The organism is Frigidibacter sp. ROC022 (assembly GCF_024723735.1).
Taxonomy (GTDB): domain Bacteria; phylum Pseudomonadota; class Alphaproteobacteria; order Rhodobacterales; family Rhodobacteraceae; genus SLM-1.
The window spans coordinates 753,422-770,445 of record NZ_JANQDU010000002.1 but is presented as its reverse complement, the minus strand read 5'-3'; the positions used below and the strand labels follow the sequence as shown (position 1 = coordinate 770,445).

At 68.4% G+C, this 17,024-nt stretch carries 10 protein-coding genes; 5 read left to right on the top strand and 5 right to left on the bottom strand.

Translation table 11 applies throughout. The annotated features are described in order from the left end of the window. Positions 1-12: 12 nt before the first annotated feature. Positions 13-306 carry a DUF2218 domain-containing protein gene (locus NUW50_RS10470; protein ID WP_258289051.1) on the bottom strand — a complete coding sequence of 98 codons (294 nt, stop codon included), beginning with the start codon at positions 304-306 and terminating at the stop codon, positions 13-15. Positions 307-401: 95 nt separating this feature from the next. On the opposite strand from NUW50_RS10470, the gene NUW50_RS10465 reads away from it, so the two are divergent. Next, a complete protein-coding gene (locus NUW50_RS10465) occupies positions 402-1,295 on the top strand; it encodes a LysR family transcriptional regulator (RefSeq protein ID WP_258289050.1) in 894 nt (297 codons plus the stop codon). Positions 1,296-1,350: 55 nt separating this feature from the next. Here the strand turns inward: NUW50_RS10465 and pbpC are convergent, their stop codons facing one another. Together pbpC and NUW50_RS10455 are read right to left on the bottom strand one after the other, a co-directional pair. Continuing rightward, complete coding sequence (pbpC, locus tag NUW50_RS10460) at positions 1,351-3,420, bottom strand: penicillin-binding protein 1C (RefSeq protein WP_258289048.1); 2,070 nt, start codon at positions 3,418-3,420, stop codon at positions 1,351-1,353. Next, the gene (locus NUW50_RS10455) at positions 3,417-8,873 is read right to left on the bottom strand and encodes an alpha-2-macroglobulin family protein (protein ID WP_258289047.1); all 5,457 of its coding nucleotides are present in this window, start codon (positions 8,871-8,873) and stop codon (positions 3,417-3,419) included. The genes pbpC and NUW50_RS10455 overlap by 4 nt, the downstream gene beginning before the upstream one ends. Before the next feature lie 175 nt (positions 8,874-9,048). Between NUW50_RS10455 and NUW50_RS10450 the strand changes: the two genes are divergently transcribed. Then, the gene (locus NUW50_RS10450; protein WP_258289046.1) at positions 9,049-11,271 is read left to right on the top strand and encodes an ATP-binding protein; all 2,223 of its coding nucleotides are present in this window, start codon (positions 9,049-9,051) and stop codon (positions 11,269-11,271) included. A 9-nt stretch (positions 11,272-11,280) separates the two neighbouring features. On the opposite strand, the gene recQ is transcribed toward NUW50_RS10450, so the two are convergent. Both recQ and NUW50_RS10440 read right to left on the bottom strand, forming a co-directional pair. After that, positions 11,281-13,311, bottom strand: coding sequence for a DNA helicase RecQ (recQ, locus tag NUW50_RS10445; RefSeq protein WP_258289045.1), 2,031 nt, complete (start codon positions 13,309-13,311; stop codon positions 11,281-11,283). 154 nt (positions 13,312-13,465) lie between these two features. Next, on the bottom strand, positions 13,466-13,753 hold the full coding sequence (locus NUW50_RS10440) for a YggT family protein (RefSeq protein ID WP_258289044.1): 288 nt from the start codon (positions 13,751-13,753) through the stop codon (positions 13,466-13,468). A gap of 28 nt (positions 13,754-13,781) precedes the next feature. On the opposite strand from NUW50_RS10440, the gene NUW50_RS10435 reads away from it, so the two are divergent. The 3 genes from NUW50_RS10435 to NUW50_RS10425 are packed head-to-tail and all read left to right on the top strand — an operon-like array spanning position 13,782 to position 17,004. Beyond that, positions 13,782-15,212 carry an MFS transporter gene (locus tag NUW50_RS10435; RefSeq protein ID WP_338001355.1) on the top strand — a complete coding sequence of 477 codons (1,431 nt, stop codon included), beginning with the start codon at positions 13,782-13,784 and terminating at the stop codon, positions 15,210-15,212. Next, entirely contained in the window at positions 15,209-16,135 is a 927-nt protein-coding gene (gene mepA, locus NUW50_RS10430; protein ID WP_258289042.1) for a penicillin-insensitive murein endopeptidase, read from the top strand. Before NUW50_RS10435 ends, mepA begins: the two co-directional genes overlap by 4 nt. Beyond that, complete coding sequence (locus NUW50_RS10425) at positions 16,108-17,004, top strand: esterase-like activity of phytase family protein (RefSeq protein WP_258289041.1); 897 nt, start codon at positions 16,108-16,110, stop codon at positions 17,002-17,004. Before mepA ends, NUW50_RS10425 begins: the two co-directional genes overlap by 28 nt. Positions 17,005-17,024: the final 20 nt, after the last annotated feature.

Genomic DNA, 17,024 nt, shown 5'->3' with positions numbered 1-17,024 from the left:
CGGATTGCGACGCTATTGCCCGGCACCCGAAGGCTGCCAGTCGAGCACGGGGGTTTCGCGGAAGGCGAAGCGGGCCAGGTGGTCGCCGATCACCTTTTGCAGCCGGTCGAGGTCGGTCTCGGCACCGCTGACCGTCAGGGTCAGGGTGCTGCCATCGGCGCGCAGCGTGCAGCCGCCGAACGGCAGGGTGATCTCGCCCGCTTCCGGGGTGAATTCGACCGGAACCTTGTGGCCGAAATGCTTGCAGAGCTGCTGAAGATAGCTGCTGGCGCGGTCGGATGTGAGGGTGGCGGTTCTGCTTGGCATCGGGGTCTCCTGTCTTTCCGACGCTTCAGATAGACCCGGTGGCACCTTTCGATTATCCCATGAATAACGGAAAGATATTTCCAGGAATTGGAAAGATGATCGAGGACTACCGCGGCCTTGCGATCTTTGTGGCCATCGCCGATGCCGGCAGTCTCAGCGCGGCGGGGCGGCGGCTGAAACTTTCGACCTCGGTGGTCAGCCACCATCTGTCGCGGCTCGAGGCGAAACTGGGCGTCACGTTGTTCTTTCGCTCGACGCGCTCGATGTCGCTGACCCCAGAGGGCCGCGCGGCCCTGGGCCCGGCGCGCCGGATGGTCGCCGCCGGAGAAGAGGCGCTGGACGCCGTCGGGGCGGGCAGCGACGAGCCGGTCGGGGCGCTGCGCGTCGCCATGCCGGCCTGGGGAGAGAACATGCGGATCATTCAGGCGCTGTGGGAATTTGCCCGGCGGCACCCGATGGTCGCGATCTCGCTGCACAGCAGTGACCGGCCCGCCGACCTGATCCGGGATGGGTTCGACCTGGCGATCCGGCTGGGGACCCTGGCCGACAGCAGCCTGAAGAGCCGGAGGATCGGTGATTTCTCCCGGCTGCTGGTCGCCGCGCCCGACTATCTTGCCGGCCGCCCGCCGGTCCGGACCCTGGAGGACCTGGCCGGCTGCGACTTCATCGCGGTCTCGATGATTCCCGATGCGATGACCCTGCATTGCGAGGGCGAGACCGCCGTGATCCAGCCCGAGAACGTGCGCCTGGAGGTGGATACGATCGTGGCGGCGAAATCGGCGGTTCTTGCCGGACTCGGCGTCAGGGTCCTGCCGCTGGGAGAGATCGAGGCCGAGCTTGCCTCGGGCCGGCTGGTCGAGGTTCTGCCGCAATGGCGGCTGTCCGAGCTGGGCATCTACGCCGTCTGGCCCGACAGCGGCCCGCAAAAGGCCCTAACCCGAAGGCTGATCGAGGTTCTGGCCGACAAGAGCATGGGTCGCGCGCCCTGATCCGCCGCCGGGAAGCCGCGATCCGGCAGGCGGCGACCCGGACCGGGCCGGGCCCCTAGTTCACCTGGATCTTCGACACCGCCGAGCGGCCCAGTGCGTCGATCACCGAGAGGGTGACGAAACCCTTGCCGGGCAGCGTCACGGCAACCTCGCGGTCGCGCTCTGCGGTGGCCAGCGGGCGGCCGTCGGCCAGCCAGGTGAAGGGCGCCCGGCCGTCGCGGACCTTCACCACCAGATGGCCCCCCTCGGCGCTCAACACCGCGCCATCGGGCGGGAAGGCGACGGCGGGCGCATCGGCATCGGGACGGAACAGCGCGTCGCGGGGGCGGAAGTTGCGCAGCGGCTGCGGCAGCCCGCCATTGCCGACGATCAGCGTGCCCGGCGGTGGCGGCGGCAGCGGGTCGAGCCCCGGCTTCAGGCGGCTGAACGCCTCGAACAGCACCGGCGCCGCCAGGCCGCCGCCGAACTGGCCGGGCACCGGGGTTCCGTCCGGGCGCCCCATCCAGACCCCGATCACATGCCGGCCGTCAAAGCCGATCGCCCAGGTGTCGCGGTGGCCGTAGGAGGTGCCGGTCTTGTAGGCGACCCGGTCCGGCGGCGCGCCGGCGGGGGGCGGCATCCCGGCCAGGATGTCGCTGACCTGCCAGGCGCTCTCGGCCCGCATCAGGCGCCGGCCGCACAGCGGGCAGGACTGCCCCAGCCGGTGATGCAGCCCGACGCCGCGCCCATCCTCGGCCAGCCCGGCATAGAGCTGCACCAGATCCTCCAGCGTCACCCCGACGCCGCCCAGGGCCACCGCCAGCCCGGGACGTCCGCCCGGCACCACCGGCCTTGTTCCGGCCGAGCGCATATAGGCCACAAGCCGGTCGGGAGAGATCGCGTCGGTCAGCATCACCGCCGGAATGTTGAGCGACATCTGCAGCGCGTCATGCACCGTCACCGTACCGCGGAACTGGCCGTCGAAATTCTGCGGCGCATAGGTGCCGAAGGCGGTCGGGCGGTCCTCGATCAGGGTCTGCGGATGCGCCAGCCCCATCTCGAAGGCCAGCCCGTAGATGAAGGGTTTCAGGGTCGAACCTGGGGAGCGAAGCGCCCGGGTCATGTCGACATAGCCGGCGCGGTCGTCGCGGTAGCCGGCCGAGCCAACCGAGGCCAGCACCTCGCCGGTCACATGATCCGCCGCGACAATGGCGATGGAAATCCGGTCTCCGGCCTCGCGCGTCACCCGTTCGGCGAGTCTTTCCAGCTTCTTCTGCACCTCGGCGTCGATCGTCAGCCGGTGGACCAGGGTCTGCGGCGCCTCGGCCAGCGCCCGGTCGGCCAGATGCGGCGCCAGGGCGGGGAAATCGCGGCGCCGGTCGGGTATTTTCTCGCGCAGAGCCGCGGCCAGGGTTTCGGCGTCGATCACCCCGGCGGCCTGCATCCGCATCAACACCCGGTCGCGCGCCGCCTTTGCGGCCTCGGGGAAACGGTCGGGGCGCCGCCGCTCGGGCGATTGCGGCAATGCCACCAGCAACGCCGCCTGGGCCGGGGTCAGCCGGCGCGGGTCCTTGGCGAAATAGGCGCGCGAGGCGGCCCGCAGCCCTTCCAGATTGCCGCCATAGGGGGCACGGTTGAGGTAGAGCGTCAGGATCTCGGCCTTGGTCAGGTGCCGTTCCAGCGCCAGCGCAAGCCGGGTCTGGCGCAGCTTGCCCGACCATTCGCCGGTGCTGCCATCCTCCAGCAGCCGCGCCACCTGCATGGTCAGGGTCGAGCCGCCCGAGACCAGATGCCCGGTCGAGATCAGCTGCCAGCCAGCCCGCGCCACGGCAAGGGGATCGACGCCGGAATGCCGGTAGAACCGCTTGTCCTCATAGGCCAGCAGCATGGCAAGGAAGAGCGGGTCGGTCTGGTCCAGCTCCAGCCGCAGCCGCCAACGTCCGTCCGACACCGTATAGGCCCGCAGCAGGCTGCCGTTCCGGTCCAGAACCTCGACCGAGGTTTCGGCGACCAGCGAGGGCAGTTCCGTCGCATCGACCCAGGCGTCGAACCGGTCACGCGCCGCCGCCCCGAGGAACAGGGCGACGGCGATGATGATCAGCGCGCGGCGGCCGGTCCAGCGCAGGAGCCTGCGCAGGCGGCTCATTCGGTGATGACCACCGTGCCGGCGTCGCTATGCGCGTTGAACTGCGGACGGTACATGTCCTGAACGCTGGCGGCCGGGTGGTGGAACGTCCCCGGCGAGATCGCCCGGACGATATAGGCCAGCCGGAACGGCTTGTCCGAGCGCCAGTCCACCGCCGAGATGAACCGGTCCTGGCGGAACTCGGTCTTGTTCGGCTCGGCCGAGAGGTCGAGCCAGTCCAGCGCCCCGATGTCCCCGGCCCGCAGCAGGTTCGGGTTGTCGATCTCGAACCCGGCCGGCAGCGGATCATCGACGATCAGCCGCGCCTCGCCCTTGCCGAAGGGATCGACGGTCAGCACCGTGACCAGGCGGGTGCCGGTCTTGACCTCATCGGGACTGACCGGCGTGCCGTCGAGGGTGAAGTAGGACCGATCCAGCGCATAGCCGTTGCCACCGGCCGGTTCCGGGACTTCCGGCACGCCATAGGTGGTCAGGGTCAGGATCGTGTCGCGGGCCGAGCCGTTGGCCACCGCCAGCGCCATGCCGCCATCGACCTGATCCTCGATCACCCGCACCATCGGCCCGTCAACCGGCTGGCCGTTGATGGTGATGCCCTCGGTCCTTGCGTCGCCCAGCAGCGCATGCGCGGCCAGCAGGGTCCAGACCGATTCCTGCGTCGAGAGCCGGCGATAGGCCTGCGGCGCTGCCACGCGGGCGGTCAGCAGATCACGGTCGATGACATTCGACCCGGCCTCGACCGCCAGCGTCAGCACCCCGGCCGCATCGCGCAGGTTGGTGCCGTAGTCGGCGCGCCAGAGCTGCCGGGTCTCGTCCCCGGTCTGCCCGGCAAGCCGCTTCTGCGCCCGCAGGAACATCGCGTCGGCCCGGGTCTGGTCGCCGTAGAGGGCCAGCGCCGCGCCCAGCTGCGCCTGCGCCAGCGCGGTGCCGAAGCTGTCGCCCTTCTGGTCGGCATAGTAGCGCAGATCGCCGATCGTCGCGGCGCCTTCACGGGCCAGCACCAGCAGCGCATAGGCCAGATCCTCGCCGCCGCTGTCGAAATCGGCGGCGTAGTTGACCTGGTTGCGGATGTTGTCGATCGCGCTGCGGAAGGCCAGGGCCGGAACCTCATATCCCTGTGCCCGGGCCCGGCTGAGGAAGTCGGTCACATAGACATCCAGCCAGAAGTCACCCGAATCGGCATACCAGAGACCGAAGGCGCCGCTGCTGTCCTGATTGGCCAGAACCGCGGTGATCGCCTGGTCGATGCGCTCGGAGATATTGTCTCGCTCATCCAGCCCCATCGCGACCGCCAGCTCGTCCAGATAGAGCAGCGGCAGCGCCTTGGAGGTGATCTGCTCGGTGCAGCCATAGGGATAGCGGTCCAGCGCCTCGAGCATCCCCGGCGCGTCGAGATAGGCGATCGGCCCGACCGCCAGCGTCGCCGTGCCCGATCCGGACACCAGCCCGGCGAAGACATTGTCATCCAGGGTGAAGGTCTGCCCCGCCGCCAGATCGAAGCGCGAGGTGCGCGAGATCTCGGGGTCGTTCTGCTGCACCGGCAGGTTCAGATGCTTGGTCAGCCGTTTGCCGCCGGGCGTGGTCAGGTTCACATCGATCCCGGCCAGCCCCTGCGCCCCCGCCACCAGCGGGATGGACAGCGTCACCTTGCCCTTCTCGGCGATGTCGAAGCCCGAGGGGATCGCGCCCTGATCCAGGGTCAGGCCGGTGCCGGTCACATCCAGCCCGACCCGGCCCGCCGGGCCGGTGGCATGGACGATCTCGAGCAGCAGGCGCGAGGTATCCCCCGGCGCCAGGAAGCGCGGGACCGAGGCGGTGACGACCACCGGGTCACGAACCAGAACCTCGTCATCGGCCTGGCCGACGCCGGTCTTCGACCAGGCGATCGCCATCAGCTTCACCGTGCCGTTGAAGGACGGAAGGTCGAAGACATGCCGCGCATAACCATCGGCGCCGACCTCGATCGGGCCCGAGAAATGGGCGACCAGTTCCTCGACCGGCGGCGGATTGGCCATGGCGGCCTCGGCCATCGCGTCGCCGCCCGAGCGCACCGCGCCCAGCCCTCCCTGGGTGCCGTCGATCAGCCGCCCGTAGACGTCGCGCAGTCCGACCCCCAGCTTGCGCTGGCCGAAATAGTGGTCCGAGGGATCCGGCGTCTTATATCCGGTCAGGTTGAGAATGCCGACATCCACCGCCGCCAGCGTCACATAGCCGGTCTCGCCCGGTTGCAGGCCCTCGACCTTGACCGCCACCGGCAGCGGGCCGCGCGGATCGACCTCTTCTGCCGCCTCGACCGCCACCGACAGCGCGTGTTCCATCGGATCGACCTTGGCATAGCTCAGCCCCAGCGACCGTTCCGGCATCTTCTGGGCCGCGGCATTCATGGGCCGGATCACCGAGGCGGTGACATAGGCCCCGGCGCCCCATTCCTCGGTCACGGTCAGCGGGATCAGGTTCTCACCCTCGACCACATCGGCAACCTGCATGTGGATCAGGTGATCCGACAGCACGGTGATCAGCGCCTTGCCGGCATAGCGCGGCACGATCCGCAGCCGCGCGGTGTCGCCGGGCCGGTATTGCGGCGCGTCCAGCGACAGTTCCAGCGTGTCGGGCGTCGCCGAGGCGTCGGCCGAGACATACCAGCCGGCATAGAAGCTGCTGGACGACGAGGCATATTCGCCATCCGTCCGCTCGACCCGGATCTCGTAGCGGCCCCAGGTGACGGGCGCCGAGATCTTCACCGGGCTGCCGTCCAGCGAGACCTCGCCGCTGGCGACAAGGGTGCGGCTGGTCACCGGCTCCCAGTTCCAGTCGCCATAAAGCTTGTACCACTGGTAATGGGTGCGGACCCGGCTGACGGTCCATTTGACCTTCATCGGCATCGGCTTCAGGTCGGTGTCCAGCGCGATCAGCTCGAACCCGGCATCGCTGTTTTCCGCGACTTCGCCGTCATCGAACAGGTTCTTGATCCCGATCACCGGGCCGGCCGGCGCCACCGCGCGTTCGACCCGGCGTTCCACCGGGCGACCCGATCCTTCCGAGACCCGCACCGCGATCTGCGCCTTCATCGGGCCGGTCACGTCCTTGAGCTCCGGCAGCTCGGCGCGCAGCACGGCCTTGCCGTCCTTGTCGGTGCGCCGGTCGTAGGGCAGGCTGTTGAAGCCGCTCGAGACCCGCTTGTCATAGCGCCCGAAACTGTAGCCGGGGTAGTCCTCCAGGCTCGACACCGCCGACAGGCGCACTTCGCCCTCGATCTTCAGATCGGCACCCGGCGCACCGAAGAGATAGCGCGCGTCGATGCCGATCTCGACCGGCTCGTCCGCCGGCAGGATGCCCTCGGCCACGTCGAGATCGAAGTCGATCCGCTCCGGCAGGAAATCCTCGACCAGAACCCGCTTGCTGGCCAGCGGCGGGGCCTTGGGATCGGAGAACACGTCCAGCCGCCAGGTGCCGCGCGGGGCGCTGCCCGCCACCGGCAGGTTGAACACATAGCCGCCGGCCTTTTCGTCTTCGCCCAGGACCCGCGAGTATTCCACCCCGTCGGGCCGGTAGAGCACCGCCGTCATCGGCAGGCCCGACAGCGCATCGACCTTGTTGTCGCGGGCCAGGACCGTGGCGTTGATGACCTCGCCGGCGCGATAGACGCCGCGATCCGTCGCGAGGAACACGTCGATCGGCGGCGCCGGGGGATTGCCCTCGACCCCGCGATCGGACAGGTCGAATTCTGGATCGGTCAGCGGCAGGAACGACAGGTCGTCGCCCAGCGTCGCCACCAGCATCGCCGGCGCCGAGCCGCCCTGGCCGCGCGTCAGGCCGGCGTCGAAGACGACATGCCCGTCGGCATCCGTCACCGCCTCGCCCAGCACCGCATTGGCCCGGTTCACCAGTTGGATCTTCACCCCCGGCATCACCTCGGCGCTGTTGATCGAGCGGGCAAAGACATGCAGCCCGTCATTGCCCGAGATCGACGCCAGGGCGATGTCCGAGATCACGAACCACTGCGTCGCGGCCGGATCGTCATAGGGGTCGGTGCCGGGAATCGAGGCCTGCAGCACATAGATGCCGGGCGTCAGCGAACGCACCACGTCGCCCAGCGGCAGCCGGGTGGTCACGTCGCGGTTCAACTCGGTGTTCAGGGTGCCGGTGCCGGTCCAGACCTCTTCCGCGACCTCTCTTTCGAAATACTGCGAGGCGTAATAGCCCAGCGGCTGACCGAAATAGTCGTTCTGGATCGACCGGATCAGGTTCCGGTCCGAGACCCGGGACAGCTTCAGATCGACCTCGGTGACGTTCACCCCGACGATCGGCAGCGCCGCATCGCCGACGGCGGGCAGGATATAGCCGCGACCGGGGAACCAGACCGCTTTCGAGCGATCCCGCACATAGAAGGTCAGCTCGGCCGGTTTCACCAGATCCTCGCCGCTGGCGGCCTTCAGCCCCGCACGGAAGGTGACCTTGTAGCGCTTGCCGTGCTCCAGCCCCTCGACGCAGATGTCGCGGCCTTCCGAGGTCACCACCGGCTCACCCTGATCCAGTGTGACATAGGAGGCGTAATCGGTGCCGCCGGACAGCACCGGCTCGCTGAATGTCGCGCAGATACGCGGGCTGGCCAGGTCGCTTTCGACCCGGTCCTCGACGATCCGGAACCCGTATTTGCCCAACGCCGAATCGAGTGCGGCCATCACGTCGTCACGCGGCTGGATCGATTCTGCCAGCCGCAGCACCGGGATCATGTCGCGGCCGCGCCCGTTCGCCTCGAGAGCCTCGGCCAGCACCATCAGCGCATTGATCCGCGCCGCGGGTGTGGTGGCCCGCAGATAGCCGCCGGTCGCCGCATCCAGCGCCACCGAGGAGGAATAGGTCGTGGCGTTCTGGCCGCCGATCTTCTTGATCAGCCGCAACCGTGCATACTCGATCCAGAGATCCGAGGTATCGGACAGCGTCAGCGCCGAGCCGACATAGAGGATCGCATCCTTGATGTTGCCCTGGCTGCGGGCCTCGGCCGCCGCCTGGTTCAACCGGGCGACATCCCAGCTGCCGGCGTTGAATTCCTGCGAGATCTTCATCGCCAGCTGGCGGGCCCGGTCGATCGTGTAATCGCCAAGGAACGCCAGCTCGGCGGCACGGGTGGCGCCGTTCAGGACCATCGCCGGGTCGGTGACCAGGACCCGCGCCGACATGGCGCCATTGTATTCGGCGCTGTCCTTGACACCGGACTTGAGGAAGCAGGCGTTCGACCGCTGGTTGAAGGTCAGCGCGCCGCATTTCGGATTGGCCAGGCAGGCCGCGGCGCAGGCGTCATAGGTGGTGTCGAAGTAAGACTGGATGTCGCCGCCGGGGTAGTCCGTGTTGCGATCCAGGATCAGACGCTTCGGGGGCACCGGCTCTTCTGCCTGTGCGACATTGGCCAGGCCAAGCGACAGGATCAGGGAAGCGGCAAGCGTAACAAGGCGCATGGAAAATCTCCGGTCGGTCAATATGGGCATAGTCTTGCATGGCGGATGCAGCCTGACAACGGGTCCCGCGATTTCGATCGGCCCGGATCACCGAACTTAACGCGGCCTTCACATTGTCGCGGGATGATCGCGCCGAGTGACGCCCCGAACGGGCGCGGCGAGACCGGAGAGTGGCATGGATCAGGCGCAGAGCCTGGCACAGGAACGGCGTGCCCGCCTGGCGGCGGAACGGCAGCTGGCGCAGACCCGGGACGAGCTTTCGGTCGCCAACCGGGAGTTGTCCAGACATGCCCGCAGCCTGTCCTTCGAGATCATCGAGAAACGCGAGGAGGTGGCCGAGGTCCGCAGCGAGAAGTCCCGCGTCCTGGTCGATCTCCAGGCCGCCGAAACCAAGGTCTCGGTGGCGCAGCGGCGGCTCTGGACCTCGCTGACCACGATCCAGGACGGCTTCGCGCTGTTCGGTGCGGACGACGTGCTGATCGCCGCCAACCCGGCCTGGCTGAAGCCCTTTGACGGGGTGGCGGCGGTGGCGCCGGGGGCGCGGTATTCGGACATCCTCACCATCGCGCTGGACGAGGGGATGATCGACATCGGGGGCGACGATCCGGCAGCCTGGCGGGCACGGATGCTGGCCCGCTGGCATGGCGACCGGATCGAGCCGGTGACGATTCGGCTCTGGAACGGCATCTATATCCGTCTGGTGGACCGACAGGGCGAGGGCGGCGACAAGGTCTCGCTGGCGCTCGACATCACCCGGCACATCCGGTTCGAGGCGCGGCTGCGTGACGCCCGCCGCCGGGCCGAGGCCGCCAGCCGGGCCAAGTCCGCCTTTCTCGCCAACATGAGCCACGAACTGCGAACCCCGATGAACGGCGTCGTCGGCATGGCCGACCTGCTGGCCGAAACCCCGCTGAACGAGGAGCAGCGCGGCTTTGTCGAGACGATCCGCAACTCGGGTGAAGCGCTTCTGGTCATCATCAACGACATTCTCGACCTGTCCAAGATCGACGCGCGGAAGATGGCGCTGCACCCGGCGCCCTTCGACCTGGAACAGGCTGTGCAGGAGGTCGTACAGCTGATGCAGCCGATGGTGCAGGGCAGGCCGGTGCAGTTGCAGATCGACTACGACCTGTTCCTGCCGACCCGGTTCCGGGGCGATGTCGGGCGGGTCCGGCAGATCCTCACCAATCTGGTCGGCAACGCGGTCAAGTTCACCGAGCAGGGTCAGATCACGGTCCGCGTCACCGGAGCCCCGGACGGGGCGGACGGCTGGCAGGTGCATGTCGCGGTGGAGGATACCGGGATCGGAATCGCGCCGGAAATGCTCCGCCATGTCTTTGGCGAGTTCAACCAGGTCGAGAACGCCCGCGACCGCCGGTACGAGGGCACCGGGCTGGGCCTTGCGATCAGCGAGCGGCTGGTGCGGCTGATGGGGGGCGAGATCTGGGCCAACAGCAGCCCCGGCAAGGGATCGTGCTTCGGGTTCCGGGTCCGATTGCCCGAGGCCGGTCCCGAAGGCGGGGTTCTGCCGGCCCCGCGCCACATCCTGCTGATCGATCCCGACGACGACTCGGCCAATCTGCTGCGCAGCCAGCTGATGGCGCTGCGGATGCAGGTCAGCCTGCGCGCCGATGCCGGCTCGGCCCTGGCCGATATGCCCGATGACGTCGGGCTGGTGCTGGCGGCGGCGCGGCTGCCGGACATGACGGTGGAGGCGCTGGCGCAGCGGCTGATCGGGGCCGGCCTGTCGGTGCCTTTCCTGGCCGTGACCGACAGCCGGAGCGGGGCGCTGCCGGGCTCGGGCCTGATGGGCAGGCTGGAGCGTCCGATCTCGCGCGGCAGCCTGATTGCCGCGCTGGCGCCGCTGCCGCTTCCGGTTGTTCCGGGCGCAGATGACCACGCGACATCAGACACTGAAAAGCCCTTGTCAGACACTGATTTAGCCCCGCGGCCGCCGACCGGCCGGCAGATGCGGGTGCTGGCGGCCGAGGACAACAGAACCAACCGGCTGGTGCTGGACAAGATGCTGGGCAAGCTCGACATCGATCTGCGATTCGCCGGCAATGGCGAAGAGGCCGTCGCCCTGCATGCCGGTTTCCGGCCCGACCTGATCTTCATGGATATCTCGATGCCGCTCATGGACGGCAAGGAGGCGACCCGCCGGATCCGCGCCGCCGAGTCGGAGAGCGGCGCGCATGTCCCCATCGTCGCCCTGACCGCCCATGCGCTGAATGGCGACGACCGGCAGATCCTGGCGGCGGGGCTGGATCACTACCTGACCAAACCGCTGAAGAAGGCCGCGATCCTCGAACGGCTTCTGGCCGCCTGTCCGGGGGAATGCCGGCCCGTCCTTCGGGATCAGGCCGCGCCCCCGCCACCCGCCGCGGCGGCCGAGTGACCACGCGGGTCAGCCCTCGCGCAGGATTTCCAGGAACCGCGGGCCGAAACGCTCCATCCGCCGCTCGTCCAGCAACCGCGGCATCTGTTCCGGCCCGGCCTCGGCCAGCCGCCGCAGCAACGAGCCGGGGCAGGACAGCGGCTTGTCCAACCCGTCCGGCCCGCGCATCAGCTCGACCTGGGCTTCCAGCAGCCGGTCGTATATCTGGCCCTCGGCCCGCCCGGCCAGCTTGCGCCGCGCCGGATGTTCCGCCGGCGGCGCCTCGCCCAGGATCACTTCCAGGAAGGCCCCGGCATAGCGTTCCAGCTTGGCCGCGCCGACGCCGGAGATGCCAGCCATCGCGTCCAGGCTGTCGGGCCGCTTCTGCGCCATCTCGATCAGGGTCCGGTCGGTGAAGACCACATAGGCCGGCACCCCCTGCGCCTCGGCCAGGGCCCGCCGCTTTGCCTTCAGCGCGGCCAGAAGCGGCGCGTCCTCGTCGTCGATCATGGCGCGAACCACCGGATCGGGTTTCTGCCGGCCCAGGGCATCCTTGCGGAAGGTCACGCTTTCCTCTCCGCGCAACACCGGCCGCGCGATTTCGGTCATCACCAGCGCGCCATGCCGTTCCGGATCGGGCCGCACCAGATCGCGGGCCATCATCTGCCGGAAGATCGCCTGCCATTCGCGGGTCGAGCGGGCCTTGCCCACACCGAAGGTCGGCAGCGCATCGTGGTTCCATTGCGTGACCTTCTCGGTCCGACGCCCGACCAGCACATCAACCAGATGCCCGACGCCGAAGCGTTCCTCGGTTCTCAAACAGGCCGACAGCGCCATTCGCACCGGTTCGGTGGCGTCGAACAGTTCCGGCGGCTTGGCGCAGAGATCGCAATTGCCGCAAGGTTCGGGGTTCTCGCCGAAATAGCCCAGCAACACCTGTCGCCGGCAGCCCAGAGCTTCGGCCAGGCCCAGCAGGGCGTTCAGCCGCGCGTGGTCTGCCCGCTTGCGGTCCAGCGGCGCCAGGCCTTCGTCGATCTGCTGGCGGCGAAAACGGATGTCATCGGGCCCGTAGAGCGTCAGCGTGTCGGCAGGCAGCCCGTCGCGGCCGGCGCGGCCGATCTCCTGGTAATAGGCTTCGATCGACTTGGGCAGATCGGCCTGCGCGACCCAGCGGATGTCGGGCTTGTCCACCCCCATGCCAAAGGCCACGGTCGCCACCACGATCAGCCCGTCTTCGGTCTGAAAGCGTCTCTCGACCTCGCGGCGGCGCTCGGCATCCAGTCCGGCATGATAGGCGGCGGCGGTCAGCCCGGCGCCCTCCAGCGCCGCGGCCAGGCTTTCGGTCTTGGCGCGGGTGCCGCAATAGACGATCCCCGACTGGCCCTTGCGGGCCAGGGCAAAGCTGAGGATCTGCTGGCGCGGCTGGTCCTTGACCTTGAAGGCCAGCGCCAGATTGGGCCGGTCGAAGCCCCGCAGGAAGACCTCGGGCGTCCTGCCGCCGAACAGGCGGGCGACGATCTCGTCGCGGGTCTCGGCATCGGCGGTGGCGGTAAAGGCGGCCACCGGCAGGTCGAGCGCGGCCCGGAGTTCGCCGATCTTCAGATAGTCGGGGCGGAAGTCATGCCCCCATTGGCTGACGCAATGCGCTTCGTCCACTGCGATCAGGCTGGTGCCGATCCGCCGCAGGAAGTTGAACGTGCCGGCCGAGGCCAGCCGTTCCGGCGCGATGTAGAGCAGCCGCAGCCTTCCTTCGTTGGCGGCGCGGTAGACCTCGTCGGTTTCCTCCTCGGTATTGCCCGAGGTCAGCGCCCCGGCCTCGACCCCCGCCGCCTTCAGCGCCCTGACCTGGTCGCGCATCAGCGCGATCAGCGGCGAGATGACCACCGTCACCCCCTCCCGCATCAGTGCAGGCATCTGGAAACAAAGGGACTTTCCGCCCCCGGTCGGCAGGATGGCCAGCACGTCGCGGCCCTGCGAGACGGCCTCGACAATCTCGGCCTGGCCGGGCCGGAAGGCATCGAAGCCGAATACGGATTTCAGTAGCTCGCCCGCGTCCTGCATGCCTGCCTGTCAGCCTCGCCCCGGTTTTTCGGCGAAAGTGACAGGTTCGGCAGAGGGCTTCAACCGCGGGATCGCGTGGTGGCCGTTGTTCCCCAAGGGCAGCGGCCGGCCCGACGGGAAGGCCGCGAACGGAGTGACGGCCGCGCCGGACCGGCTACAGGAAATACCCGGCGTTGCGCACCAGGATGATCCGCAGGGCGGCCAGCCCCAGCAGGACGATCAGCGGTGCCAGGTCCAGCCCGCCCATCGGCGGCAGGCGGCGGCGGATCGGGCCGTAGAGCGGCTCCAGCAGCCGGTTCAGCCCGTACCAGATCTGCGCGACCAGCGGCTGCCGCAGGTTCAGGACCTGAAAGGAGATCAGCCAGGACATGATGATGTGAACGATCAGGACCCACCAGACCACGTTGATCAGCATCATCAGAATGTAGAATAGCGATCCCATCGGACACCCCTGTTATTGAAGGGTCGAGATAGTCGCCCGAACGCCGCCGCGCAAGCAGACGTTGCCAATTGGTCGCATTCGGCGTTACCTCGCGGCGCGCGGCAGAGGGCGGGTCATGACGGAAATATCGCTGAAGAAGCGGGTCTGGGGCTGGTTCTTCTTCGACTGGGCCAGCCAGCCCTACAACACCCTGCTGCTGACCTTCATCTTCGCGCCCTACATCAAGGAGCTGCTGGGCGACGGCTCCCGGGCGCAGGCCGCCTGGGGCTATGGCGTCGGGCTTACCGGGCTCATCATCGCCCTGCTGGCGCCGTTGCTGGGCGCGGTGGCCGACCGGGCCGGGCGGCGGTTGCCCTTCATCCGGCTGTTCTCGGTCTTCTACGTCACCGGCGCGGCGCTGCTGTGGTTCTCGGCCCCGGGAGACTACAACCTGATCTTCCTGCTGGCGGCCTTCGGGCTCGGCCTGATCGGGATGGAATTCGCCACGATCTTCACCAATGCGATGCTTCCCGACCTGGGCCCGCGCGAGGTGATCGGCAAGATTTCCGGTTCGGGCTGGGCCTTCGGCTATATCGGCGGGATGGTCGCGCTGATCATCATGCTGGCGGTGTTCCAGATCGGGCCTTCGGGCAAGACCATGGCCGGGCTGCCGCCGCTGTTCGGGCTCGACCCCGCAACGAAGGAAGGAACCCGGATCGTCGGCCCGCTGACCGCTGCCTGGTATGCGGTGTTCATGGTGCCGTTCTTTCTCTGGGTCCGCGAGAAGCCGGCCCCCGGGGCGGTCTCGATCGGGACCGCGCTGCGCGGCGCCTTCCCCGAGTTGCGGGCCAGCCTCGGCCGGCTGACGGCTGACGGCGGATCGGCGCTGTCCTTTCTGGCGTCCTCGATGTTCTACCGCGACGCGCTGAACGGCATCTATGCCTTCGGCGGCATCTATGCGGTCGGGGTGCTCGACTGGTCGCTGACCCAGGTGGGCCTGTTCGGGATACTCGGCACGATCACCGGCGCCACCTTTGCCTGGATCGGCGGCCGGGCCGATGTCCGCTTCGGCCCGAAGGTGGTGATCGCCTTCACCGTCATCGTGCTGGCGCTGGTGACGCTGGGGATCATATTCGTCTCGCGCGGGTCTGTCTTCGGCATCGCGGTGGCGGCGGATTCGCGTTTGCCCGACATCGCCTTCTACGTCCTGGGCGGGATGATCGGCGCCGCGGGCGGGGCGCTGCAATCGGCCAGCCGCACGATGATGGTCCGCCAGGCCCATCCGGCGCATATGACAGAGGCCTTCGGCCTCTACGCCCTGACCGGCAAGGCCACCGCCTTCATCGCGCCGCTGACGATCGGGGTCGCCACCGACCTGACCGGCAATCAGCAGGCCGGGATCGCGCCGCTGATCGGGCTCTTTCTTCTGGGGCTTTTCCTGCTACTCTTGGTGAAACCGGACGGAGATCCTCGCCGATGAGCAGCCGACCCCTCGCCGCCCTCGCCCTTCTGGCCCTGGCCGCCTGTTCCGCGCCGCGCCTCGATGCCCCTGCGGCCAGGGTGCCTCTGGCCACCAGCAGCGGGGCCGACGTGTCGCGCAGCAACGAACCGGCCAAGCAGATTTTCGGCAGGATCGGCCTGCCCTCCCCGGGTCCGGCCGCCGCCTACGGCAGCTATGCCAAGGGCTGTCTCGCCGGCGCCGTGCAGCTGCCCGAAACCGGGCCCACCTGGCAGGCGATGCGGCTATCGCGCAACCGCAACTGGGGCTCGCCCGAACTGATCGCCTTCCTGAAGCGTTATTCGGCCAAGGTGGCGCGGATTCCGGGCTGGGAAGGTGTCTATATTGGCGATCTGTCGCAACCGCGCGGCGGTCCGATGCTGGGCGGCCACGCCAGCCACCAGACCGGGCTCGATGCCGATATCTGGCTGAACCCGGCCCGGACGCTCACCCTGTCGAAGGACGACCGCGAGAGGATCTCGGCCTCGAATTTCCAGCGCTCGGGCGGGGCCTATGTCAATTCCGACTGGACGCCGGGCCATATGGCGATGGTCAAGGCCGCCGCCGAGGACCCGGCGGTAGAGCGGATTTTCATCTTCGCCGGGGCCAAGGTGCAGATGTGCAAGGACGCCCGCGGCAACCGTGCATGGCTGCGCAAGGTCCGGCCCTGGTATGGGCATAACGACCATATCCACATCCGCCTGGCCTGTCCGAAGGGCATGCGCGGCTGCACCGCGCAGACCCCGCCGCCGCCCGGCGACGGTTGCGACGAGGCCGAAACCTGGGTGAACGGCATCCTGCACCCGCCGAAGCCCGATCCCAATGCGCCGAAACCGAAACCCCGGCGGCCGCTGACCTTGGCCGATCTGCCCGCACAATGCGCTGCCGTCGTCTCGGCCAACTAGCCCGCGCCCTTGCCCTGCTGACGCTTGCCGCTGCCCCGCTGAAGGCAGAGACGGGCGCGGCGGCGCAATATCTGGGCAGCTATGCCTGGGAGCGGCCGGACAAGGCCTTTGGCGGCTATTCGGGGCTGGAACTGGCTGCCGACGGGCTGGGCTTCACCGCGCTGTCCGATCACGCCACCGTCGTCACCGGACGGCTGATCCGCGAGAACGGCAGGATCATCGGGGTCGAGGCCGGGCCGGCGATACGGCTGAAGAGCAGCAAGGGACAGCCGCTGCAGCACGAGAATGCCGATTCCGAGGGCCTGGCCATTGCAGCGGACGGGGCGCTGTTCATCTCGTTCGAGGGCAATACCCGGGTCGCCCGGCATCCCGCGCCCGACGCCAGCGCCAGCCTGCTGCCGCGGCCGAAGGACTTCGGCCGGATGCAGAAGAACTCCGGACTCGAAGCCCTGGCCATCGACGCCCGGGGCACGCTCTACACGATGCCCGAACGTTCCGGGGCCTTTTCCACCCCGTTTCCGGTGTTCCGCTTCCGCGACGGCCGTTGGGACCAGCCCTTCAGCATCCCGCGGCGCGGCGCCTTTCTGGCGGTCGGGGCCGACATCGGCCCGGACGGGCGCTTCTACCTGCTGGAACGCGAGCTGAGCAGCATCTTCGGCTTCCGGGCGCGGGTCAGGCGTTTCGACATTGCCGAGACCGGGCTGACCGGCGAAACCACCTTGTTAGAGACCAGTGCCGGCACCCATGACAACCTGGAAGGGATTTCGGTCTGGCGCGACGGCAGCGGCGCGATCCGCCTGACGATGATCTCGGACGACAATTTCCGCAGCTTCCAGCGCACCGAATTCGTCGAATACCGGGTGAACTGACTTGCGGGACGGGCCACGGG